This is a genomic window from Glutamicibacter sp. JL.03c, assembly GCF_025854375.1.
Lineage (GTDB): Bacteria > Actinomycetota > Actinomycetes > Actinomycetales > Micrococcaceae > Glutamicibacter.
In genome coordinates this window covers 3,332,798-3,354,595 of sequence record NZ_CP107575.1, presented here as the reverse complement: position 1 = coordinate 3,354,595, position 21,798 = coordinate 3,332,798, and the positions used below count along the sequence as shown (strand labels likewise).

Sequence of the window (21,798 nt, the reverse complement as noted above, 5' to 3'; positions counted from 1 at the left end):
AGCGGCACGCTGAGCGTGCCGTAACACCGGGAAAGCAAGAACAAATGGGAATTATCGGCTGGATCATCCTCGGCCTCATCGCTGGAGCGATCGCCAAGGCCATCAAGCCCGGGAAGCAGGGCGGCGGCTGGCTGGCGACGCTCCTGCTGGGCATCGTCGGCGCGCTGCTCGGAGGCCTGATCGGGTCGGCAATTTTCGGTGTCGGCGTGAGCCAGTTCTGGTCGCTGTCTACCTGGCTGCTGGCCATTGGAGGTGCGCTGCTCGTATTGATCGTCTGGGGCTGGGTGACCGGAAAGCGCCACTAGGACTTCAAGCAGCGGGCGGGATCCTCGGATCCCGCCCGCTGCTGCGTGTTCTGGAATGCTCGCATGTTCCAGCTGGGCGGTGCCTTCAGCGGCGCGGGTGATGGGTCCCGGGATCAGCCCGCGACGATGACCTCGACGCTGGCTTCCCTGAAAGGCGCGAGTTGGCCGGTACTGGCCTGCGCATCGGTGATCAGCGTCCAGCCTTCGGGCAGTTTGGCCCATGCGTGGAAGGGATGCTGGTTGAGCTTGGTGCTATCGGCAAGCACGAAGACGCGCTGCGCCCGTGACGCCATTTTCTCCTTGAGGCGGGTTTGCACCAGGTCGGCCTCGCAGATGGCGTCCGGCGTGACCGCATCGGCACCAAGGAAGACGGAGTCGAAACTCATGCGTTCCAAGCTGTACTCGGCCAGCGGGCCAACGAACGCCGCACTGCGATGGCGCAGGGTTCCCCCGAGGCATTCAACGTGCACCGACTCGGCTTCGGCCAGTTCCTCCACCACCACCAGCGAAGTGGTGGCCACGGTCAGATCGCTGGCGTCGCGCAGTTCATGGGCCAGGGACGCGATGGTTGATCCCGAATCAAGCAGGATGGTTTGCCCCTCGGCCACCATTGCGCGCGCCTTGCGCCCGATGGCATTCTTCGCGTCCGCGTTCTGGAGGTTGCGCTGCCGGAAGGTGGACTCGATCACCGGCGCGGTCAGCGGCATGGCGCCACCGTAGGTGCGGGCGATCTTGCCTTCTTCGGTCAACCGGGAGAGATCCCGGCGGATCGTCGAAGCGGTGACACCGAAACGTTCGGAAAGTTCCTCGACGCTGGCCAACCCGCTGGTATGGGCCAGCTCGAGGATTTGCCCTTGGCGTACCTTGGCGCTGGTTGACATGGAGCCCCTTTCCCTTCCTGGATCGGTGAAGCTACTACGCCGAGTGTATCGAGAATGGAACCATTCGTTTACTTAACCGGGATCGACGCCAGGTTCACCGACTGCTGCAGGGCCTCGATCATGCTGCCTACTTCCACGATGCCCTTGCCGGCAATATCGAAGGCCGTGCCGTGGTCCACGGAGGTGCGGATGACGGGCAGGCCCACGGTGATGTTCACGCCGGCCTCGATGCCCAGGACCTTCACCGGGCCGTGGCCCTGGTCATGGTACATGGCCACAATCAGATCGTAGTCGCCGCGTCCTGCCAGGAAGAATGCGGTGTCGGCCGGCAGGGGGCCAATGGCGTTGATGCCGTCGGCCTGCAGCTGCTGCAGCGCGGGAATGATCTTCTTCTCCTCCTCGCCGTAGCCAAAGAGGCCGTTTTCCCCGGCATGGGGGTTGATGGCGCAGACACCGATCTTCGGATTCGGATTGCCGGCGCGGACCAAGGCCTCATGGCCGCGGCGGACGGTGCGCTCGACCAGGCCCGGCTCGATTTTCTTGATCGCATCGATCAGGCCGATATGGGTGGTCACGTGGATGACCTTGACCTTGGGGGTGGAGAGCATCATCGATACTTCTTCAATGCCCATGAAGTGGGCGAGCAATTCGGTGTGCCCCGGGTAGATGTGGCCGGCTTCATGCAGGGCGGCCTTGTTCAGCGGCGCGGTGCAGATGCCCTGGACCTCACCGCGCATGCCCAGCTCGCAGGCAATGCGGATGTAGTGGTAGGCGGCGTTGCCGGCTTCTGCCGAAACCTTGCCCCATTCAAGATCGTCGGACAGCAGATGGGGGTCGATGACATTGATGCGCCCTGGGGTGAATTCGGCCTGGGAGACCTCGGTGATTTCCACGATCTCGACATCCAGGCCCAGTGCCTTGGCGCCCAGGGCCAGGCGGTGGCAATCGCCAATGACAATCGGGCGGCTGATCTCGTAGGCGTTGGCATCAACCAGGGCGCCGACGGTGACCTCCGGGCCGACACCGGATCCGTCTCCCATGGTTACGGCAATGAATGGGCGGGTATCTAGGGTGGTAGTGCTCATGGATTCTGGCTCCTGTGAGAGAGGGGCGCGTAATGTGCGCAGGGTGGCTAATGCGTGGGTGAGTATGCGGGGGCTGCCGAAGGAGCCGGGTTTGCTCCCGACCAGCCGGCCGTGGGCGGTGCGGCAGATGACCACACCGGGTTCCAGCTGCTTCAGCGGGGTGAGCGACCTGATGCCGAGGTCATCGAGCACGGCCCGGGCGGTTTCGCCACCGGTCAGGAAGAGGTCTGCGTCCGGGTGCGCCAGCAGGAATTCGGCCGCCTGCGACCGGAGTTCGGCCAGTGCTGCCGCAGGTTCGGTCCTGGTGCGCGTTGCGTGCAGGATCACCGGCTCTCCGGGCGCGGGGCTTGGCAGCTCGTGCGCGGTTTCGCCGCAGGGAATCCCGGCTTTGCCGGCAATCCCGAGCTGCTCTCCGGCCGGTCCGGAGGCCGAGCCAACCACGCCGAGGATGTGGCGAGGACCTGCATCGATCTCTGCCTGGCCTGGCACCCGGCCCCCAGCGGTGCCTGCGCCCGTTGCTGCCAGCGTGCCAGCCAGCGCAGCGTTCAAGGCGCCGGTGCCTACCAGGATGCTGTGCTGGAATGCCGGCGTGTTCTCCGCCCGCAGCTCCAGCCAGGTTGCTGCGATGGCCTGCAGGTCGGCTTCGGTGGCGCAGTCCACGATGACGGCGGAATGGGTGCTGGCCGCCAGGGCGAGCCGCTGCGCGAAATTCTCGACCGGGCCCAGGGTGGCGGGGCTCGGGATGCTGGTTGCTTCCAGGTCGCTGAGCAGTTCGGCGATTGTTTCGGGGGCTTGGGCCGCCTCGACCTGCCAGGCGTCGGTGGACGAGAGCGGTTGGCCATTGATCAGCGGGCGTCCATTGGCCACGGTGCGGTTCAAGTGCGGCAGTGCACCGGCAATAATCAGCGTGTGCCCCTGGCGGGCCAGGGCCGCGAGTTCTGCGTTGAGGTTGCCGCGCCAGAGGGAATCGATCTTCTTGAAGATGGTGGTCCCGGCCGGCTGAGCGTGGCAGAGGGCCTGGATGCGATGGTACGCGTCGGCCGGTTCGAGATAGCGGCTGTTGGTATCGATGACAATCGCCTGGTGCGTGTTCTGCGAAGTGGCGCCGTCGTCGTCAAGGGAAATCCGGGTCGAAAATCCGTGCTCGCTCCACGGCAAGGACACTTCGCAAGCGCCGGAGAAATCGTCGGCGAGAATCAGGAAATCCGCGTGGTTATTGGTCATTTGGGTGCTTGTCACCTCCTTGGGTCTCGTCCCGGGCTGTCCCGGGACTCCGTGTGCTTCTGGAGTCATCATGACATAGTTGCGCGAAATGCGCTATGCCTATTGCGCATTTCGCGCAATCGTGACAAAGTGACATGAGTTACACACCACGGAGAGTGTATGGCCCTTGAATCACCTGGGGCGAAGCGCTCCAGAAAAGTCGATTGGGAGGTCGAAGATGACCGCAAGATTCTCAGCTCCTGGGATGTCGCGACGCCAGCTGCTCAAGCTGGCCGGCGCCGCCGGGATCTTTGCTGCAGTGGGAGTCAGCGCCACCGCGTGCGCAGGGCCCACCGGGTTGCCGGGCAAGGATACGCTGACCCTGGCCCTGAACCGTTCTCTGGTATCGCTGGATAACAAGCTCAACCAGTTTGATGCCGCGGTGACGGTCCAGCGGTCGGTGCGCGAGGGGCTGACCGCCATCGGACCGGACATCGCGCCGATTCCCATGCTCGCCGAATCCATGGAAATGACCTCGCCGACGCGCTGGACCGTCAAGCTGCGCGAGGGCATCACCTACTCGGACGGGCGCGCAGTCAAGCCGAAGGACGTTGCCACCGCCCTGGAAATGTACTCCAAGGTGCAAGGCTCCTTCGTCGCCAGCTTCTTCCCGGAGTTCCCCATGGTCACCGAAGTCGATGCCCGCACGTTCCACCTGGATTCCAAGGGGCCGATTCCCATCCTGGATGCCCTGATGGCACTGATCCTGATCTCGCCCGCCGAAGACAACAAGGCCGAGGAATTGCAGACCGGCGTGGGCACCGGACCCTATCTCGTGCAGTCCTACGACCGCGGAGCTGGAACCTACACCCTGGTGAAAAACGAGAACTATTGGGGCGAACCTGCGCCGATTCGCCAGGTCAACGTGCGCTTCCTGCCAGAAGAATCCTCCCGCGTGATTGCGCTGCGCAGTGGCGAGGTCGATGTCATCGACTCCATCTCGCCGAACTCCATGGAGCAGCTCCAGGGCCTTCCGGGAGTCAGCATTGAAACCGCCTCCTCGCTGCGCTTGAACCAGATTTTCTACAACTTCCGCAAACCGAAGTCCCACCCGCTCTCCGATGCCAAGGTGCGCCAGGCCCTCTCCTTCGCCGTGGACGGCAAGTCCCTGGTGCACGATGTGCTGATCGACACCGTGGAGCAAGCCCAGGGGGTCACCGCGACCAGCCTGTCCGGGTTCGCCAAGACCGGCGACTACATCTACGATCCGGGCAAGGCCAAGTCGATGCTCTCGGACCTGGGGGTGGAGAACCTGAAGCTCAAGATCATTTGGGAGACCGGCGAATTCCCTTCGGATACCGCCATCATGGAAGCCCTGGTGCAGATGCTGGGCGACATCGGCGTGACCACCGAGCTGCAGCAATTCGAGCCCGGTGGCAACATCCTGCAGTGGCGCCAGGGCAAGGAGGGGGATTGGGACCTGCTCGGCAACGGCTTCTCCAGCCCCACCGGCCTGGCCATCACGATGCTGCAGGGCATGTACGCCGGGACCGCGGAAAAGGAAAAGACCCGCGACACCTACCAGGGCTACGTCATTCCCAGCGTCGAACGCAAGATCGTGCGCGCCGCCTCCGAAGTCGACGAAGCCAAGCGCACCGCCTACCTGGAAGAAGCTCAGAAAGCCGTCTGGGACACCTGGCCCTGCGCCTGGGCCTTCACCCCCAAATCAATTCTTGCCCGCCGCAACCGCGTGCAAAACCTGGAACTATCCGCCGCCAACGCCTATCCGCTGGCTCGTGTTGGATTGGAGAGCTGAGCTGTGTTGACCTATCTACCCAAGCGTATCGGTCAGGGACTGCTGACGGTATTCCTCACCGTCTCCGTCGTCTTCCTGCTCATCCGCATGGCGCCGGGCGACCCGGCGGCCTCCTTCGCCGGCCCGCTGGCCACCAATGAGCAACTGGCTGCTGTGCGTGAGCAGTTCGGCTTGGACAAGCCGCTATTGCAGCAGTACGTGATTTTCCTCGGCCAGCTGTTCACCGGCCACCTCGGCCAGTCCTATTCCTTCCAGGCCCCGGCGGTGCAGGTGGTCATGGACCGCCTGCCCTACACCCTGACCCTGGCCACCAGCTCCATCCTGCTGGCAGCGCTGGTCGCGATCCCGCTGGGCATGTGGATGGCCCGTCGTGCGGATACCGATGCTGAACTGGGCGTGAACGTGTTGACCATCGCCGGGCAGTCCATGCCCGACTTCTGGACCGGCATCATGCTGCTGACCGGATTCTCCGTGATCATCCCGCTGTTCCCGGCCTCCGGCTTCACCACCTGGGGTGGCCTGGTCCTGCCGACCATCACTGTCGCCATCTTGCAGATCGCCTTGGTCTCACGCATGGTCAAACGCGAGATGGTCACCAACTTCAACGCCCCGTATCTCACCATCGCCCGCTCCCGCGGTGTCAGTGAACGCACGCTGACCTGGCGCTACGCACTGGGCAACGCGGGGATCCCGGTCTTCACCGCACTGGGCACCCGGTTCGCGGCGATGCTCAACGGCGTGGTGGTTGTCGAAGTGGTCTTCGGCTGGCCCGGCGTCGGTTCGCTGATTGTCCGCGCGCTGGAAACGCGCGATTACCCCCTGATCCAGGCCACCGTGCTGATCACCGCCCTGCTGGCCGTTGCCGTCCAGCTGCTGATCGACCTGGCCTACCCACTGCTGGACCCACGGGTCCGCCTCGGAAAGGCAGCTTCGGCATGAGCACCACCATCCAGAACCCCACCCAAGCCCCGGAGCCGGTCCGCCGTTCGGCGGTCACCAAGGAGCTGGCCAGGAAGTCATCGGCGGCCCGGCGAGCCCGCTCAACGCGCATCAAGCTCTGGTTGGGCACCATCCTGACACTGCTGGTGGTCGTGCCCATCGCCCTGGCCAACCTGCTGCCCATCGCGGACCCGAATATGCAGGACCTGGGCGCGCGGCGCCTGGCTCCGCTGGTTGACGGGCACCTGTTCGGCACCGACCAATTGGGACGCGACCTGCTTTCCCGCGTGCTGTTCGGAGGACAGACCTCGCTGATGATCGGCGTGCTCGCCGTGGTCGTCTCCGGTGCGGTGGGCGTGATCCTCGGATCCATTGCCGGCTTCTACGGCAAATGGGCCGATGTGATCATCTCCCGCCTGCTTGAAGCCCAGCTGTCGTTGCCGCTGCTGATGATGCTGCTGCTGGTCGTGGCCCTCTTCGGCCCCTCGATTCCCGTGATCACCGGCGTGATCGCCATTGCCCAGTGGCCCGAAGTGGCGCGCCTGACCCGTTCGCTGGTGCTGGTGGAACGCGAAAAGCCCTACGTGGATGCGGCCAGGACCCTGGGCCTGCCCAAGCTGCACATCCTGGCCCAGCACGTGATCCCCAACGTCTTCAAGCAAGCCAGCCTGGTCATCCTGCTCCTGCTGGCGCAGGCAGTGCTGCTGGAAAGCGCCCTGTCCTTCCTTGGCGCCGGACCGCAGCGTCCCTTCTCCACCTGGGGCAGGCTGATCTCCGATGGCCAGGACTACATCACCACCTCATGGTGGATGGTGACCCTGCCGGGCCTATTCATTGTGGTTCTCGTGGTCGGGGTCAACCTGCTCGGTGACGCCCTGCGCGACGGCAACCTGCGGCGCACCCCAAGGAAGGAAGGCAAGTGATGAGCGAACAGAACACCGCAGTGCTGGAAGTGAAGAACTTCAGCGTTGAACTCATGACCGACAACGGCGTGTTCAAGGCGGTCAACAACGTCAGCTTCCGCATTGGCCACGGAGAAACCGTGACCATCATCGGTGAATCCGGTTCCGGCAAATCCACCACCGCCATGGGCCTGCTGCAGCTGTTGCCCCCAGGCTTGGCGGCGCTCTCCGGACAGGTAGCCATCAAGGGCGAGGACATCCTGTCCAACCCGAAAGCCATCACCAAGTTCCGCGGCCGCGGCCTGGCGCTGATCCCGCAGGATCCGATGACCGCACTGAACCCGGTGGCAACCATCGGCTCGCAGCTGCGCGAAGCGATCAAGGTGGCCGGGCGCATCACCGGCAAGCAGCAGATGCACAGCAAGGCCGTTCAGCTACTGGAGCAGGTGCGCATCCCCCGGGTGGAAGAGCAGCTGAAGAAGTTCCCGCACCAGCTCTCCGGTGGCATGCTGCAGCGGGTGCTCATTGCCATCGCGCTGGCCAGCGAGCCGGAACTGCTGGTCGCGGACGAACCCACCAGCGCCTTGGACGTCACAGTCCAGGCGGGAATCCTGGATCTGCTGCTGGAACTGCAGCAGCGCCGAGGGATTTCGGTACTGATGATTACGCACGACATTGGCGTCGCACGGCTGGTTTCCGACACTATTCATGTGATGAAGTCCGGCCAGTTCGTCGAGTCCGGCGCGGCAGCGCAAATCGTTGACGCGCCGGCCGAAGAATACACCCGCACACTGCTTGCGGCCGTGCCGCGGCTCGGGGAGTGGGACGAAACATCGTTGGCATCCAAGGGAGCATCATGAACCAGCAAGCACCGTTCCTCTCGGTCAGGAACCTGACCGTTGAATACCCCACCCGTGATGGCCTGTTCCGCGCCGTCGATGATGTGTCCTTCGACGTGCAGCGTGGCCAGACCCTGGCCGTCGTGGGCGAATCAGGCTGCGGCAAGTCGACCATCGCCAAGTCCATCATGCGGCTGATCAAGCCCGCCCGGGGGCAGATCCTGCTTGACGGCACCGATTTGGTGTCGCTGAATGAAAAGCAGCTCCGTCCCCTGCGGCGCAAGTTCCAGATGGTCTTCCAGGACCCCTACGGTTCCCTGGATCCCAGCCATAGCGCCGAGCAGATCATCACCGAGCCACTGCGGATCCACAAGGAGGGAACACCGCGCGAACGCACCCGGGAAGCCAAGCGGCTGCTGGACCGGGTCGGGTTGCCCGAGAGCGCGCTGCACAAGCGCGCCAATGAATTCTCCGGGGGCCAGCGCCAACGCATCGGCATCGCCCGGGCGCTGGCCTCGAAACCCGAACTGCTGGTCTGTGACGAAGCCACCAGCGCCTTGGACGTCTCGGTGCAGGCCCAGGTGCTCAAGCTGCTCGCCGAAATCCAGGCCGATACCGGCATCTCCTACGTCTTCATCACCCACAACCTCGGTGTGGTGCAGGAAATCAGTCGGCAGGTGATGGTGATGCAACGCGGGAAACTGGTCGAATTCGGCACCACCGAACAGGTGCTGACCACGCCGGTGGAAGAATACACGCGCACACTGCGCCGAGCAGCCCTGGACCCCAGCGTGATGGACGGCGTGAAACCGCGCCATGTTCTGGCTGGGCTCACCAGCTAGCAACGCACACGACGAGCAAGGAATAGAAGAGAATGAACCAGAAGAAGCCAGCCGAATTAGTCCTGGGCACCATGACCTTCGGGGATACCGCGGATGCCCAAGCCAGCGAGGCCATGCTGAATGCGGCACTCGATGCGGGAATCACCCATATCGACACGGCCAATGCCTATGTGGCCGGTGCCACCGAAGAACTGCTGGCCACCTTATTGGAAGGCAAGCGTGATTCGGTGTTCCTGGCTTCCAAGGCGGGCATGCCGCACGCTGATGCCGGGGATGACGCGCTGCTCTCGCCGGCAGCCGTGCGCCGAAGCGTTGAGGCGTCGCTGCGCCGGTTGAAGACGGACCGCTTGGACCTGTTCTACCTGCACCAGCCGGACTACTCCACCTCATTGGAGGACACGCTGGGCGAAGTAGCCAAGCTGCACCAGGAAGGCAAGATCCTGTCCCTGGGCGTCTCCAACTTCGCCGCCTGGCAGGTGGCCCAGGCCAGCCACATCGCCGAGGCCGTCGGCGCGCCGAAGCCCGTGGTAGCCCAGCAGCTGTACAACCTGGTGGCACGGCGCATCGAAACCGAATACCTGCCCTTTGCCCAAGCCAATGGCGTGCAGACCATGGTGTACAACCCCTTGGGCGGCGGCCTGCTCACCGGGCGCCACAGCTTCGGACAGCAACCGGCAGAAGGTCGCTTCGGCAGCTCCCGGCTGGCTAGCATGTACACCGAACGCTACTGGGACGAAGAGCTGTTCAAGGGCATCGAAGCGCTGAGCACCTTGGCCAACGAGGCTGGCATCACGCTGATCGAGCTGTCCTTGCGCTGGCTGGCCTACCATCAGGGAGTCGACGCGCTGCTGCTTGGCGGGTCCAAGGCCAGCCAGCTCGAATCCAACATTGCCGCCATCAACAGGGGGCCGCTGGAGCAAGGACTGGCCGAGGCGGCCGCCGCTGCCACCGCCTCGCTGCACGGCCCGATGCCCGCCTACAACCGCTAACCAGAAAGAGATCCCCACACCATGACTTCAGCAGTTGCCACCGAATTCGCCCGCAAGATCCGTGAACGTGAACCAGCCGTCGGCTACTGGGTGGTGCTCGACTCGCCGGTCTCCACCGAGCGCATCGCCCGCCTGGGCTATGACTATGTCGCCCTCGACGCGCAGCATGGCCTGCTCGGATACAACGGGATGCTCACCGGGCTGATGGCCATTGACGCATCCGCCCAGGCCGCCGGCGTGGTCCGTGTAGAAGCCAACAACGCCACCGCGATCGGCAAGGCGCTGGATGCCGGGGCGGTGGCTGTCATCGTGCCCCTGGTGAATAACGCGCAAGACGCGGCCGAAGCGGTGAAGGCCGCCAAGTACCCACCGCACGGCATCCGCTCCTACGGCCCCATGCGTTCGGCGCTGCGCGTGGGCCCGGTGCCCGCAGAATCCGATGCCACCACCATGGTCTTCGCCATGATCGAGACCCCCGGCGGCCTGGAGAACGTCGAGGACATCGCGGCCGTGGAAGGACTGGACGGGCTCTATGTGGGACCAAGCGACCTCGCCTTGGCCATCGGAGCGGCCTTCCCCGGCGATCCGGCCATCAAGGACGAATTCGAAGCAGCGCTCAAGCGCGTCAGTGCCGCCGCGCAGCAGGCCGGCATTGCCGCAGGCATCCACAACGCCAACGGTGAACTGGCCAACCAGCGGCTGGGCGAGGGCTACACCTTTGCCACCGTGGCCTCGGACCTGACCCATTTGGAAGCAACGGCCGCTGCGCACCTGCAGCAGGCTCGCTCCTAGCAAGCATTCAAGAGCAAGGAATCAGAGAATGTCGGTGACTGAATTTTCCACCATCACCCCGGACGGGCACGTCCACGAGGACAGCTCGCTGGCCTACGCCTACCTGCCCGCGCCCACCGTGCAATCCCACGCCGCCAACCTGATGACCCTGGGCAACGGGGACCTGGGCTGCGTCTGGTTCGGCGGAACGCAGGAGGGGGTGGCAGATATCAGCATCTACTTTTCCACCCTCCAGCGCCTGGCCGATGGGCAATGGGCCAGGAGCTGGTCAACAGCGCAGCAGCTGTCCTCCGATTCGACCCGCTCCGAGCAGAATCCCATCCTGTACCGCCACGGCGAAGAACTGTGGCTGATCTACACCGCCCAGCATGCGGGCAACCAGGACACCTCCGAGGTGCGCCGCCGGATTTCAACGGATGACGGGCAGAACTGGTCCGAGCCCGAAACCCTCTTCGCGGCCACCGAGCACGGCGGCGTCTTCGTCCGGCAGCCGCCGGTGCAGGTGGGGGAGCGGCTGATGATTCCGATCTTCCGCTGTGCCACGGTTCCCGGGCAGAAGTGGGTGGGGGACTTTGATGACTCCGCCCTGATGGTCTCCACAGACGGCGGGGCGACCTGGAGCGAGCAGATCATCGAGGGGTCCACCGGGTGCGTGCACATGAATGTCGCCGCGCTCGCCGATGGCAGCCTGCTGGCCTTGTACCGCAGCCGCTGGGCCGACTGGATCTATGCATCGCGTTCCGAAGATGGCGGGGTGACTTGGAGTGTTCCCGAGGCCACCGAACTGCCGAACAACAATTCCTCGATCCAGTTCGTTGCCCTGGGAGATGGACGCCTGGCGCTGATCTACAACCACTCGCAAGCCGACGAGCACACCGAGCGCCGGCTCTCGCTCTACGATGAGATCGATGACGAGGGGCTGGATTCTTCGGTGGACGGACCGGTGGCCTTTGAACCGGTGCCCACCCAGGACGGCGCTGAGCGCAAGGCCTTCTGGGGCACCCCGCGTGCGCCGTTGACCGTGGCGATCTCCTCGGACCAGGGACGCAGCTGGCCAGAGCGCCGCAACCTGGAAGTCGGCGACGGCTACTGCCTGTCCAACAATTCGCGTGAAGGGTTGAATCGGGAATTCTCCTACCCTTCGATCCATGAAGGACAGGATGGGGCCTTGCATTTGGCCTATACCTACTTCCGCCAAGCCATCAAGTATGTGCGCATCGACCCATCGTGGGTCGGTGCCCAGGATGGCGGCGCCGATGCCTAGCGCGCTGGTGACCGGGGTCAGCTCGGGCATCGGGGAAGCCATCGCCAAGGCCTTGCTGGATGCGGGATTTGAAGTCCTGGGGCTCAGCCGCCGTGCTCCGTCCTTGGAGGACAACCGGTTCAGCTGGCTCGGCATCGACCTGGGCGACCTGGCCCAGGTGAAGGCAGCCGCGGAGCAGATCGAAGCCCCGGATCTATTCGTGCACGCCGCCGGGTTCATGGCCACCGGTGCGCTGGGCGAGCTGAAGGCCGACGACCTGGCCGCGATGCATGCGGTGCATGTGCAGGCACCGATGGTGCTGGTCAATGCCTTGGCGCCGAAGATGGCTGATGGCTCGCGGATCATCCTGATCGGCAGCCGCACCATGACCGGTGTGGCCGGAAAGAGCCAGTATGCCGCCACCAAGTCGGCGCTCGCCGGGCTCTCGCGCAGCTGGGCCATGGAGCTGGCTCCTCGCGGCATCACCTGCAACGTGGTGGCGCCGGGGCCGACCAACACCCCGATGATGGTGGATCCGCGTCGTGCCGGAGTCCCGCCGGTCACCCCGCCCTTGGGCGCGCTGGTGGACCCGGCTGATGTTGCCGCGCTGGTGCTGTTCCTCGGCGGGGCGCATGGCAAGTCGATCACCGGCCAGGTCCTGACCATCTGCGGCGGGGCCTCGCTGAAAGGCTAGTAGTACACCGCCAACGGTCCGTTGGGGCCGGGGATGACGCTCACCGGGGTCTCGAACACCTCGGTGAGGATCTCGTCCTGCATGATCTGCCCGGGGGTGCCGAACTGCACGACCTTGCCGTGCTTCATGGCGCAAATGTAGTCGGCATAGTGCCCAGCGAAATTGATGTCATGCAGCACGATGACAATGGTGCGATTCAGTTCCGCAGCGGCGCGCTTCAGGTGCTGCATCATGATGACCGAATGCTTCATGTCCAGGTTGTTCAGCGGCTCATCCAGCAGGACCGTATCGGTATCCTGGGCCAGCACCATGGCCACGTAGGCGCGCTGCCGCTGGCCGCCGGAGAGCTCATCGAGGTAGCGGCCTTCCAGCTCGCCGAGGTCCAGGAAGTCGATGGACCGCGAGATGATCTGCTCATCGGCCTGGTTCAGCCGGCCCTTGGAGTGCGGGTAGCGGCCGAAACCCACCAGCTGGCGCACCGTCAGCCTGGTGACGAAGTGGTTTTCCTGGCGCAGGATCGACACGATCTTCGCCAGGTCCTTGGAATTGGTTTTGGTGACGTCGTAGCCGGCGACTTCGATGCTTCCCTCGTCGATGCCCAGCAGGCGTCCGACCATGGTGAGCATCGTGGACTTGCCGGCGCCATTGGGACCGACCAGGGCGGTGAGCCCGCCGCTGGGGATTTCAAGGGTGACCGGGCCGATGGCCACGGTGGAGCTGTAGTTCTTGCTGACGGCGTTGAGGGTAATCACAGTCGGCCCTTTCGCAGGATGAAGATCAGGAAGGTGATGCCGCCGACGGCTTCAATGATGATGCCCACCACGCCTTGGGCGTAGAAGACGTTCTTCATGATGAAGTAGGCGCCGGCCAGGACGACGAAGCCGATCAAGAATGACATCGGGTAGATGTAGCGGTGGTCGTAGGTGTCGGCCAGCTGGTAGGCCAAGGTGGCCACGAGGAAGCCCAGGAAGGTCAGCGGGCCCACCAAGGCGGTAGTCACGGCCATCAGGATGGAGACGAAGAACAGCGTCTTCATGACCTCCTTGCGGTGGTTGATCCCCAGATTGATGGTGGTTTCCTTGCCCAGGGCCAGGATGTTCATCTTCTGGGAAGCCAGTACCAGGCAGCCGCCGGCCACCACCACCAGCCCGATGGCCACGGGCATGTAGCTCATATCCGCATTGGCCATGGAGCCGAAGAGCCGGGCAGTGAGCACATCGAATTCGCTGGGCGTCAGCAGGCGCTGCATGAAGCTGGAGATCGAGCCCAGCCCGGTGCCGATGATGATGCCCACCAGCAGCATGATCTGGATATTGCCGAGCTTGCCCGACAGCAGCCACCCGTACAGCGCCACCGACAGGCCCACCATGATGGCCACCTGCAAGATGAACTGGCTGACCCCGGTGAAGAAGGTGATCCCGGCAACGCCCAGGAAGAACACCGCCCCGGTTTGCACCACCCGGTACAGGGCTTCGAAGCCCATGATGGACGGGGTGATGATGCGGTTGTTGGTGACCGTCTGGAACGCGACGGTCGCGATGGACTGGCAGGCGGCCACGACCAGCATGGTCAGGATATTGCCAGCTCGCAGCTTCGCGATCACCCAGAACCCGGTGGAGCCCACCGGCATGGGGTTGTCCCAAGCCAGCAAGCCGAAGGCGAAGAGCACGGCCAGGCCCATCAGGATGCCCAGGGTGATCCAGTAGCGCTTGCGGACCTTGGCGCTGGGCAAGGGGCCTGAAGAGCGGCCGGGATGGTGGGCCGGCAGGACGGGGGAAGTTACGAGATTAGCCAATTTTGCGCTGCCTCAGCAGAAGGAAAATGAATACGATCGCGCCGAGCACGCCCAGGATCAGGGACACCGGAACTTCGAAGGGCATGATGATGGTGCGGCCGATCAAGTCGCACACCGTGGTGATGGCGATGCCCAGCAGGCACACCCACGGCAGGTTGCTGCGCAGGTCGTCTCCGCGGATCAGCGAGACGATATTCGGCACGATCAGTCCCAAGAACGGCAGGTTGCCGATGACCACGGTGACCACGCCGGTGGCGATGGCGATCAGCGCGGTGCCCAGCAGCATCACCCGGCGGTAGTTCAATCCGACGTTGGTGGCGATCTCTTCGCCCAGCCCGGCCACGGTGAAGCGGTCGGCCACGATGTAGATGGCCACGGCGACCAGGGCAACAATCCACAGGACTTCGTATTGGCCGCGGATCACCGAGGTGAAGGAGCCTGCCATCCAGATGCCCAGCGATTGCAGCTTGTCGGTGGACAGCGCCAAGAAGGTGGAGAATGCCCCCACAACGGATCCGAGCATGATGCCCACAATCGGGACGGTGAGCGAGGCCTTGAGTGATACGCGCTGCAGGAACAGGAAGAAGACCATGGTGCCGATGAAGGCGAAGGCGATGGCTACGCCCATTTTTGCCAGCAGGCTCGCGGTAGGGAAGAGCACCAGCATGGTGAGCAATCCCAGGCCCGCCCATTCGGTGGTTCCGGTGGTGGTCGGTTCCACGAAGCGGTTCTGGGTCAGCAGTTGCATGACCAATCCGCTCATGGACATGGCCGCCCCGGCGAGCACCAGGGCGATGGTGCGGGGGATGCGGGTGATGGCGAACATCTGCGCGCCATCGTCCTTGCCGAAAATGTCATAGACGCCGGTGAACAGCGAGAGGGCCAGGAGCAGCAGGACCCCGAGGATGCCTAATGCGAGTTTGCCGGTGAAGACCTTGGGTTGCGTCCGCACGGGCGTGGTGGTGATTGTCATGGTGCCGCCGTGAAAAGTGTGGTGGGAAGACAGCTCTAGTGGCGAAGCCGAAGCAAGGCTTCGCCACTAGGACTGCGTCAGAGGCGTGGAGGCTACTTGGCAGCTTCCAGGGCGTCAGCGAATTCGTTGAGGAATTCGGTGTAGGTCTGGATGCCCTCATTCGTGTAGGTGTCGGCTGGCATGACCACCACGTGGCCTTCCTTGGCCGCGGTGACATTCTGCAGCGCCTCGGAGTTTTCCAGCAGTTCCTTGGCAGGCTTGTACTCTTCCCCGTCGGAGCCGACGGCTGCGTCGCGGTCCATGACGATGATCCAGTCCGGGTTGGACTTGGCGATGGCCTCGACGGAGACGTCGTCGCCTTCGTGGTCGGTGGAGGATTCCTCCAGTTCCAGGGCCGGGGTCAGGCCCAGGAAGTCGAACATCGGGCCAACGGTGCGGCCGGTGCTCGGGGCGGAGTAGCCGAGCTCGCCGCCGGAAGCGATCAGGCCCATGACGGTTTCATCCTTGTCGTAGGCATCGGTCACCCGCTTCTGGGCTGCTTCGAAGTCGTCGACGAGTTTCTTGGCTTCGTCCTGCTTCTCGAAGATGTCGCCCAGGGTGGTGACCTGGCGTTCCAGCTCCGAGTCGAAAGGCTCGCCTTCGCGGGGATCCAGCGAAACGATGGTGGCGTTGGGGGCGAGTTCCTTGAACTTGTCCGCGTACTGCGTGAAGCGCTGGCCGTTGATGATCAGATCGGGGTCCACGGTCACCACGGATTCCAGGTTTGGCTCCTTGTGGTTGCCGAGATCCAGGATGTCCTTGTCCTGGGTGTAGGAGATGGTGTCTGGCATCAGGGAAACTGCGCCGGCGCTGAGCTTGATGCCCCAGGCATCCAGGGTTTCAAAAGTCCGGTTGTCGGTGGCGACGACGGACTTGGCTGGCACTGCGACGCTCTTTTCACCGTCGTTGTCGGTGAAGGTCACGGTCTTGGTGTCCTGGGCATTGGCGTCCGCGGCCGTGCCGGTGTTGGAACCGCAAGCGGTGAGGGACAGGGCGGCGATGCCCAGAAGGGCAGCGGCGCGAAGCTTCATGGAGGCCATGACATCCTTTTGTTATGGCAACCTACCTTGGTTGCGTGAGCGAATGATCTGGTAATTAGCCTAGCCTTAGCTGATCAAATTAAGCCAAATATTGTTGGTGTTGACTATGTCACCTTGAGTAGCATTTTTGCATCAGGATCTTCGCGAATGAATTTCCATTCAAGTCAGAGTGCATGCGAACTGGGCAGTAATCGCGAAAATTAACCATCAAAACCGTGCTTTATTTAGCCGTGCAATGGTGTCCGATAGGATGCACTCATGACAGCTTCCCTGGATCTCATCGCTTGGCCGGTCACGACCGACAGGCTCACGCTGCGTCGCTTGACCGAGGATGATCTGGAAGCAACCTGGAGCTATCGCAAGCTGCCGGAAGTCACCGAATGGATTACCGCTGGCCCCAAGGACTTTGAAACCTATCGCGCGCAATTCCTTGAATCCGGGAAGATCAACCGCGATATCGCTGTCGAGCTCAGCGATGGGCAGGGCGGCAGCCGCTTGATCGGGACCGTCATGGTCTATATCAAGGACGCGTGGGGCCAGCGTGAAGTCGCAGAGCAAGCCAAGGCGGTTGAAGCGGAACTCGGATGGAGCTTTGACCCGGAATTCGCGGGCCGAGGCTACGCCACCGAAGCGGTGGAAGCCGCCATGCGACTGTGCTTCGACGATCTGGGGCTACGCAGAATCGTTGCCGGATGCTTCGCCGCCAATGAACCGTCGGTGCGGCTGATGGAACGCGTGGGAATGCGCAGGGAAAGCTGTGAAAAAGCCAATTCCCTGCATCGCAGCGGGCAGTGGATGGACAGCTATTCCTATGCGGTGCTCAAGGAAGAATGGGTCGAAAAACCTTAGCGCTTCTGCCTGGCGTTGTGCAGAACCAGGTCCAATAATTCCTGCACCTCTTCGGATCGAGAAGTCCAATATCCGGTATCCAGGCCGAAGCCGAGCATGGCCTCATTCGCACGCTTCCTGAAGTAATCGCGGTGGTCTTCCAGAGCATTGGCGAGGTCTGCAAATTGATCATTGCTGAGTTCTAGGGTCAGGGTTTTCTGCTTCATGAGCGTTGGTCCTGTGTCGGAGAGCCTGTTGATGAGCCGAGGCTACGCCCACGAAATGCGGATTGAAACCGGCATGGAGCGGACTATCAGTTTTAACGGGTGTACTGGGTCAGGAATATCGTGGCGGGTGCGACCGTTATGCCGAAGGTAGCGATGTGAACAACGATCAGAAGGAGCAATGCATGTCTGAAGTACGTCGAGTAGTCCTCATCGGTGGCCACGGCAAGGTAGCCTTGCTGGCCGCGCCAAAACTGGTCGAACGCGGCTTCGCCGTCGACTCGCTGATTCGCAACCCAGACCATTCCGCGGAAATCTCCGCGACCGGAGCGAACCCCGTGGTGCTTGATATCGAGAACGCAGGGGCGCAGCAGCTCGCCGAAGCATTCAAGGGTGCGCACGCCATCGTCTTCTCGGCCGGAGCGGGCGGCGGGAACAAGGAACGCACCCGCGCCGTGGACTTCGACGCCGCCGTGCGCTCCATGGAAGCCGCCAAGCAAGCAGGCGTGTCCCGCTATGTCATGGTTTCCTACTCGCGGGCCCTGGTAGATGTCGATCGCCTCGACCCGGATCATTCCTTCTACACCTATGCCAAGGCCAAGCATGATGCGGATGCCGTCTTGCGCGAGAGCGACCTGGACTACACCATTCTGGGTCCCGGAGCCCTGACGCTGGATCCTGCCACCAAGAAGATCACCATCGCCGATGAAACCGGAAATATCGATGGCAAGGCTCCTGAGGCGGAAAACGGCAAGGTTTCCCGTGAAAATGTCGCCGAGGTGATCACCCACGTGGTTGATACCGACGCGGCACAACGCTCGACCGTGAACTTCTACGACGGTTCCACCGCAATCGCCGAGGCCATCAGCTAGATAATCGCGACACAAGAAATCCCTGCATCCGCATGGTTGCAGGGATTTTCCATGTTGCGGCGCGTAACGAAAATCCCGATGTGAAGCGCGCTCGCAATATGCGCGGGGGAGAAGCCGGTGGTGGCCTACGCTAAGGGCTGATCCCACCACAGCGAAAGAACAACCACCATGCCACACGCCTCCAAGCCCCATGATCCAGCGAAAATGCATCTGATCCTGATGCTCGTGCTGACCTTCTCGACCGGAATTATTGACGCTGTCGGCTATCTCGGCCTGGACCGGGTCTTCACCGGAAACATGACCGGCAATGTCGTGATCCTCGGGATGGCGCTCATGGGCGCCGACGGATTGCCGGTCTTAGGGCCATCCGTGGCCCTGGTCGGCTTCGTAGCGGGCGCGGCCATCGCCGGGCGAGTCCTGAAAAATGAATCCGCAGGCTGGAGCAGGAGGACAATGGCCCTGATCGCGGTCGTCGGCGCCTGCCTGGTGCTGACTGCCATCGCCCTGTTTGCTGGCGTGCACCATGCCGCCCAGAGCGCCGCCCTGTCCGTGACGGGCTTCATCGCCGCGGCCATGGGGCTCCAAGCGGGCACCGCGCGGCATTTGGCCGTCAAGGACGTGACCACGGTGGTGGTGACTTCCACATTGACCGGCCTCGCTGCCGATTCCCCGCTAGGCGGAGGCAGCGGCAAATACTGGGAGCGCCGGCTGCTGGCGGTGGCGCTGATCCTGCTTGGCGCGGCGGCAGGCGCAGCGTTATTGCAGGTGCATATCGGTTTGGGTGTGCTGTTCACCGGCCTGCTGGCGATTGCCGTGGCCCTGGTCGGGGAACGCTCGCGCCGGCAGGTGGAACAGGCCGAAGTGCTGGTGCAGGCCCGGTCGTTGTAGCGCAAAAAAGTTTGGTCCCGATGCCGAGGCATCGGGACCAAACTTTTGTCATCACTCGCACCTTCATGAGGTACTTATAACTGTAAGCGCGCAGCCTGTGCGCTAACTGGGATGCGCCTGCGCATTCACTTGGGAATGCGCTCCGGGGCCACCGGCTTGCGGCCCAGGATCATGGGCATGGTCGCGGCAGCGTGCCATGGGACCGCATCGCCGGTCGTTGATTGGACTCTTCAGCCGTGCTGTCCCACGCCTGGTCGGTGGAAAACTGTTCTTTGCGCGGGTCTTGCGTGCCCGTTTGCTGCCCCCTCCATGAGGCCCTATCGCGCCCGAGGCTCAAAGAACTCACGTATTAACGGATGAATTGTGGACTCCAGGGCGACGAGGCCATATCCTATGATGTAGAGCACTATTCCGACTGACGGAATTAAAGTTTCATCGTTTGAAAGGAATCTGGTCTTCATGAAGGATGTAATCGACCTGGACAGCCCCCGTGACTTGATCGGCTACGGCCGCCATACTCCGGATCCACAGTGGCCCGGGGGCGCAAAGCTCGCCGTGCAGTTCGTGGTGAATTACGAAGAAGGCGGCGAAAGCAACATCCTTGATGGCGATGACGCCTCGGAATGCCTGCTCTCGGAAATCGTTGGCGCCGCACCCTGGCAGGGCCAGCGCAACCTGAATATCGAATCCATCTACGAGTACGGTTCACGTGCCGGCTTCTGGCGCCTGCACCGCATGTTCACCCAGATGGATCTGCCGGTCACCGTCTACGGCGTCACCACCGCCATGGCCCGCAACCCCGAAGCCGTTGCCGCGATGAACGAGGCCGGCTGGGAAATTGCCAGCCACGGCTACCGCTGGCTGGAATACAAGGACGTGCCCGAGGAAGTCGAGCGCACCCACATCCGCGAGGCCGTGCGCCTGCACACCGAGGTCGCCGGTGAACGCCCCTATGGCATGTACCAGGGTAAGCCCTCGGACAATACCTTGCGCCTGGTCCAGGAGGAGGGCGGGTTCCTCTACTCGGCGGACAGCTATGCAGATGACCTCCCGTACTGGGTTGCCACGGACGAGGGAAAGCCCTTCTTGATGATCCCGTACACCCTTGAAGCCAATGACATGCGCTTCGCCAGCGCCCAGGGCTTCAACTCCGGAGACCAGTTCTTCTCCTACCTCAAGGACACCTTCGATACCCTCTACCAAGAAGGACAGGACGGTGCGCCGAAGATGATGTCAATCGGCCTGCACTGCCGGTTGGTCGGGCGTCCAGGCCGTGCCGCGGCACTGCGCCGCTTCCTCGAATACGTGAAGTCGCACGAGGACATCTGGGTCACCCGCCGCGTGGACATCGCCCGCCACTGGCATGATAAGCACCACCCGGAGAACACCGCCGGCTAAACCGGGGTGCGATTCCGCAATTGAATTAAAAGCATGTGAAGCGGGTGTCTGCGGGCATCGTGCGCTCTGGAGGAATCCGGAGGGCGCGGTGCCCGCAAGTGCATCCGCCACTGGCATCCTGCCCGAGGGGCGCATGTCCCAAACGATGGCATGGAACAGGCCCTCTGGAGGGAAGCCGATGCATCTTCGAGCACTTCCTCGAGCGCTGCCGGCGGATAGCCGCGCCCTGCGCAATCTCCAGGGGCCGCTGGCCCAACGGCGTCGGGCCAGCCGGTGCCCAACCCGACTGCAGAACGGCCATGGCGCTGCCAGGTTCGACAGGGCCGAAAAAGCGGCTGCCCGCTATGACAACGCACGCTCCGTTGGCATCGTCGGCTATTGCCCAGGCCTGGATATCGAGACAAAGGAAGGTCCGCTTCATCCTGATGCTGTGTGGATGAAGCGGACCTTCGGCCTTGGCGGGGTAGCGCTAGAGCGCGGCCACCGCCTGGGTCAGCGGCCAGCCGGTCACGGTCTTGGGCCGCGGCGGAGCGTAGGTACGCACCTTGGAGGTCGTCAGCCCCAGGCGCACCAGCGATTCGGCGATGGCCACCGCGGCGCGGACGCCGTCGACAATGGGCACCCCGGTGGCTTCCCGGACCTGTTCCTCCAGCTCGGCCATGCCGCCGCAGCCCAGGCAGATGACTTCGGCCTTGTCCTGCTCCACGGCGATTCGGGACTGCTCGACGATGGCTGCCACGGCGCGCTGGGGATCTGATTCCAGCTCCAGTACGCCCAGCCCGCTGGCCCGGACGGAAGCCAGCCGATCGGTCAAGCCGGCCAGCTTCAGCCGGTCTTCGATCAGCGGCACGGTACGGTCCAGCGTGGTAACCACAGAGTACTTGTGGCCCAGGAACTGTGCGGTGGAAGCGGCGGCTTCGGTGATGTCCACGACCGGAACCTCCAGCAGCTCCTGGAGCCCTTCACGTCCGTGCTCGCCGTAGCCGGCCTGGATGACAGCGTCATAAGGCTCCGTGTAGCGGACCACCTTGTCCATGACGGCGATGGCGGCGAGGTAGCTCTCGAAGTTGCTCTCGCAGGAGTCCGCGCCGAAGTCCGGGGTGAGCTCGATGATTTCGGTGCCTGGCGAAGCGGCCTGCCGGGCTGAATCGCCGATGGCCCGGGTCATGGACGCGGTGGTGTTGACGTTCAGAATGAGAATTCGCATGAGT

General features: G+C 63.3%; 22 protein-coding genes. 14 read left to right on the top strand and 8 right to left on the bottom strand.

Annotated elements, in window-relative coordinates:
- The first annotated feature begins 44 nt into the window (after positions 1-44).
- Positions 45-305, top strand: coding sequence for a GlsB/YeaQ/YmgE family stress response membrane protein (locus tag OF385_RS15515; RefSeq protein WP_264276199.1), 261 nt, complete (start codon positions 45-47; stop codon positions 303-305).
- Between the two features lie 113 nt (positions 306-418).
- Here the strand turns inward: OF385_RS15515 and OF385_RS15510 are convergent, their stop codons facing one another.
- Both OF385_RS15510 and pdxA read right to left on the bottom strand, forming a co-directional pair.
- Positions 419-1,186, bottom strand: coding sequence for a DeoR/GlpR family DNA-binding transcription regulator (locus OF385_RS15510; RefSeq protein WP_264276198.1), 768 nt, complete (start codon positions 1,184-1,186; stop codon positions 419-421).
- Positions 1,187-1,254: 68 nt separating this feature from the next.
- The gene (gene pdxA, locus OF385_RS15505) at positions 1,255-3,510 is read right to left on the bottom strand and encodes a 4-hydroxythreonine-4-phosphate dehydrogenase PdxA (RefSeq protein ID WP_319019153.1); all 2,256 of its coding nucleotides are present in this window, start codon (positions 3,508-3,510) and stop codon (positions 1,255-1,257) included.
- Between the two features lie 229 nt (positions 3,511-3,739).
- On the opposite strand from pdxA, the gene OF385_RS15500 reads away from it, so the two are divergent.
- From OF385_RS15500 to OF385_RS15460, 9 genes are read left to right on the top strand one after another with little or no spacing between them, the layout of a single operon-like run.
- Complete coding sequence (locus tag OF385_RS15500; RefSeq protein ID WP_264276197.1) at positions 3,740-5,290, top strand: ABC transporter substrate-binding protein; 1,551 nt, start codon at positions 3,740-3,742, stop codon at positions 5,288-5,290.
- Between the two features lie 3 nt (positions 5,291-5,293).
- Positions 5,294-6,229 carry an ABC transporter permease gene (locus tag OF385_RS15495; protein WP_264276196.1) on the top strand — a complete coding sequence of 312 codons (936 nt, stop codon included), beginning with the start codon at positions 5,294-5,296 and terminating at the stop codon, positions 6,227-6,229.
- Positions 6,226-7,152, top strand: coding sequence for an ABC transporter permease (locus OF385_RS15490; protein WP_264276195.1), 927 nt, complete (start codon positions 6,226-6,228; stop codon positions 7,150-7,152). The genes OF385_RS15495 and OF385_RS15490 overlap by 4 nt, the downstream gene beginning before the upstream one ends.
- On the top strand, positions 7,152-7,991 hold the full coding sequence (locus OF385_RS15485; protein WP_264276194.1) for an ABC transporter ATP-binding protein: 840 nt from the start codon (positions 7,152-7,154) through the stop codon (positions 7,989-7,991). Before OF385_RS15490 ends, OF385_RS15485 begins: the two co-directional genes overlap by 1 nt.
- Complete coding sequence (locus tag OF385_RS15480) at positions 7,988-8,812, top strand: ATP-binding cassette domain-containing protein (protein ID WP_264276193.1); 825 nt, start codon at positions 7,988-7,990, stop codon at positions 8,810-8,812. The genes OF385_RS15485 and OF385_RS15480 overlap by 4 nt, the downstream gene beginning before the upstream one ends.
- Positions 8,813-8,844: 32 nt before the next feature.
- Positions 8,845-9,801, top strand: a complete 957-nt coding sequence (locus tag OF385_RS15475; protein ID WP_264276192.1) for an aldo/keto reductase — start codon at positions 8,845-8,847, stop codon at positions 9,799-9,801.
- 21 nt (positions 9,802-9,822) lie between these two features.
- The gene (locus OF385_RS15470; protein WP_264276191.1) at positions 9,823-10,593 is read left to right on the top strand and encodes an HpcH/HpaI aldolase family protein; all 771 of its coding nucleotides are present in this window, start codon (positions 9,823-9,825) and stop codon (positions 10,591-10,593) included.
- 28 nt (positions 10,594-10,621) lie between these two features.
- Positions 10,622-11,857: a sialidase family protein gene (locus OF385_RS15465; protein ID WP_264276190.1), complete on the top strand. Its 1,236-nt coding sequence runs from the start codon at positions 10,622-10,624 to the stop codon at positions 11,855-11,857.
- Complete coding sequence (locus tag OF385_RS15460; RefSeq protein WP_264276189.1) at positions 11,850-12,530, top strand: SDR family NAD(P)-dependent oxidoreductase; 681 nt, start codon at positions 11,850-11,852, stop codon at positions 12,528-12,530. Before OF385_RS15465 ends, OF385_RS15460 begins: the two co-directional genes overlap by 8 nt.
- Here the strand turns inward: OF385_RS15460 and OF385_RS15455 are convergent.
- The 4 genes from OF385_RS15455 to OF385_RS15440 all read right to left on the bottom strand — a co-directional run bounded on the left by OF385_RS15455 (position 12,527) and on the right by OF385_RS15440 (position 16,377).
- Entirely contained in the window at positions 12,527-13,282 is a 756-nt protein-coding gene (locus OF385_RS15455; RefSeq protein WP_264276188.1) for an ABC transporter ATP-binding protein, read from the bottom strand. The genes OF385_RS15460 and OF385_RS15455 overlap by 4 nt on opposite strands.
- Positions 13,279-14,325: an iron chelate uptake ABC transporter family permease subunit gene (locus OF385_RS15450; protein ID WP_264276187.1), complete on the bottom strand. Its 1,047-nt coding sequence runs from the start codon at positions 14,323-14,325 to the stop codon at positions 13,279-13,281. The genes OF385_RS15455 and OF385_RS15450 overlap by 4 nt, the downstream gene beginning before the upstream one ends.
- Complete coding sequence (locus OF385_RS15445; protein WP_264276186.1) at positions 14,318-15,298, bottom strand: ABC transporter permease; 981 nt, start codon at positions 15,296-15,298, stop codon at positions 14,318-14,320. The genes OF385_RS15450 and OF385_RS15445 overlap by 8 nt, the downstream gene beginning before the upstream one ends.
- A 92-nt stretch (positions 15,299-15,390) precedes the next feature.
- The gene (locus OF385_RS15440; RefSeq protein ID WP_264276185.1) at positions 15,391-16,377 is read right to left on the bottom strand and encodes a siderophore ABC transporter substrate-binding protein; all 987 of its coding nucleotides are present in this window, start codon (positions 16,375-16,377) and stop codon (positions 15,391-15,393) included.
- A gap of 258 nt (positions 16,378-16,635) precedes the next feature.
- Here OF385_RS15440 and OF385_RS15435 point away from each other — a divergent pair, with 258 nt between their 5' ends.
- Positions 16,636-17,226, top strand: coding sequence for a GNAT family N-acetyltransferase (locus OF385_RS15435; RefSeq protein WP_264276184.1), 591 nt, complete (start codon positions 16,636-16,638; stop codon positions 17,224-17,226).
- On the opposite strand, the gene OF385_RS15430 is transcribed toward OF385_RS15435, so the two are convergent.
- Positions 17,223-17,432 (bottom strand): hypothetical protein, encoded by a 210-nt coding sequence (locus OF385_RS15430; protein ID WP_264276183.1) that lies wholly within the window; start codon positions 17,430-17,432, stop codon positions 17,223-17,225. The two genes, OF385_RS15435 and OF385_RS15430, sit on opposite strands and share 4 nt — an antisense overlap.
- A 182-nt stretch (positions 17,433-17,614) precedes the next feature.
- Here OF385_RS15430 and OF385_RS15425 point away from each other — a divergent pair, with 182 nt between their 5' ends.
- From OF385_RS15425 to puuE, 3 genes are all read left to right on the top strand, one after another.
- Positions 17,615-18,301, top strand: a complete 687-nt coding sequence (locus OF385_RS15425; protein WP_264276182.1) for an SDR family oxidoreductase — start codon at positions 17,615-17,617, stop codon at positions 18,299-18,301.
- A 168-nt stretch (positions 18,302-18,469) separates the two neighbouring features.
- Positions 18,470-19,189, top strand: coding sequence for a YoaK family protein (locus tag OF385_RS15420; RefSeq protein ID WP_264276181.1), 720 nt, complete (start codon positions 18,470-18,472; stop codon positions 19,187-19,189).
- A 459-nt stretch (positions 19,190-19,648) separates the two neighbouring features.
- The gene (gene puuE, locus OF385_RS15415; RefSeq protein WP_264276180.1) at positions 19,649-20,587 is read left to right on the top strand and encodes an allantoinase PuuE; all 939 of its coding nucleotides are present in this window, start codon (positions 19,649-19,651) and stop codon (positions 20,585-20,587) included.
- A 469-nt stretch (positions 20,588-21,056) separates the two neighbouring features.
- Here the strand turns inward: puuE and OF385_RS15410 are convergent, their stop codons facing one another.
- Positions 21,057-21,794, bottom strand: coding sequence for an aspartate/glutamate racemase family protein (locus OF385_RS15410; RefSeq protein WP_264276179.1), 738 nt, complete (start codon positions 21,792-21,794; stop codon positions 21,057-21,059).
- Between the last annotated feature and the right edge of the window lie 4 nt (positions 21,795-21,798).

Bases quoted from the DNA above. Each gene is read 5' to 3' on its own strand.
- OF385_RS15435 (WP_264276184.1), top strand. From the start codon at position 16,636: ATGACAGCTTCCCTGGATCTCATCGCTTGGCCGGTCACGACCGACAGG.
- OF385_RS15430 (WP_264276183.1), bottom strand. From the start codon at position 17,432: ATGAAGCAGAAAACCCTGACCCTAGAACTCAGCAATGATCAATTTGCA.
- OF385_RS15460 (WP_264276189.1), top strand. From the start codon at position 11,850: ATGCCTAGCGCGCTGGTGACCGGGGTCAGCTCGGGCATCGGGGAAGCC.
- OF385_RS15465 (WP_264276190.1), top strand. From the start codon at position 10,622: ATGTCGGTGACTGAATTTTCCACCATCACCCCGGACGGGCACGTCCAC.
- OF385_RS15485 (WP_264276194.1), top strand. From the start codon at position 7,152: ATGAGCGAACAGAACACCGCAGTGCTGGAAGTGAAGAACTTCAGCGTT.
- OF385_RS15515 (WP_264276199.1), top strand. From the start codon at position 45: ATGGGAATTATCGGCTGGATCATCCTCGGCCTCATCGCTGGAGCGATC.
- OF385_RS15470 (WP_264276191.1), top strand. From the start codon at position 9,823: ATGACTTCAGCAGTTGCCACCGAATTCGCCCGCAAGATCCGTGAACGT.
- OF385_RS15500 (WP_264276197.1), top strand. From the start codon at position 3,740: ATGTCGCGACGCCAGCTGCTCAAGCTGGCCGGCGCCGCCGGGATCTTT.
- puuE (WP_264276180.1), top strand. From the start codon at position 19,649: ATGAAGGATGTAATCGACCTGGACAGCCCCCGTGACTTGATCGGCTAC.
- OF385_RS15445 (WP_264276186.1), bottom strand. From the start codon at position 15,298: ATGACAATCACCACCACGCCCGTGCGGACGCAACCCAAGGTCTTCACC.
- OF385_RS15425 (WP_264276182.1), top strand. From the start codon at position 17,615: ATGTCTGAAGTACGTCGAGTAGTCCTCATCGGTGGCCACGGCAAGGTA.
- OF385_RS15420 (WP_264276181.1), top strand. From the start codon at position 18,470: ATGCCACACGCCTCCAAGCCCCATGATCCAGCGAAAATGCATCTGATC.
- OF385_RS15490 (WP_264276195.1), top strand. From the start codon at position 6,226: ATGAGCACCACCATCCAGAACCCCACCCAAGCCCCGGAGCCGGTCCGC.
- OF385_RS15410 (WP_264276179.1), bottom strand. From the start codon at position 21,794: ATGCGAATTCTCATTCTGAACGTCAACACCACCGCGTCCATGACCCGG.
- OF385_RS15510 (WP_264276198.1), bottom strand. From the start codon at position 1,186: ATGTCAACCAGCGCCAAGGTACGCCAAGGGCAAATCCTCGAGCTGGCC.
- OF385_RS15440 (WP_264276185.1), bottom strand. From the start codon at position 16,377: ATGGCCTCCATGAAGCTTCGCGCCGCTGCCCTTCTGGGCATCGCCGCC.
- OF385_RS15480 (WP_264276193.1), top strand. From the start codon at position 7,988: ATGAACCAGCAAGCACCGTTCCTCTCGGTCAGGAACCTGACCGTTGAA.
- OF385_RS15475 (WP_264276192.1), top strand. From the start codon at position 8,845: ATGAACCAGAAGAAGCCAGCCGAATTAGTCCTGGGCACCATGACCTTC.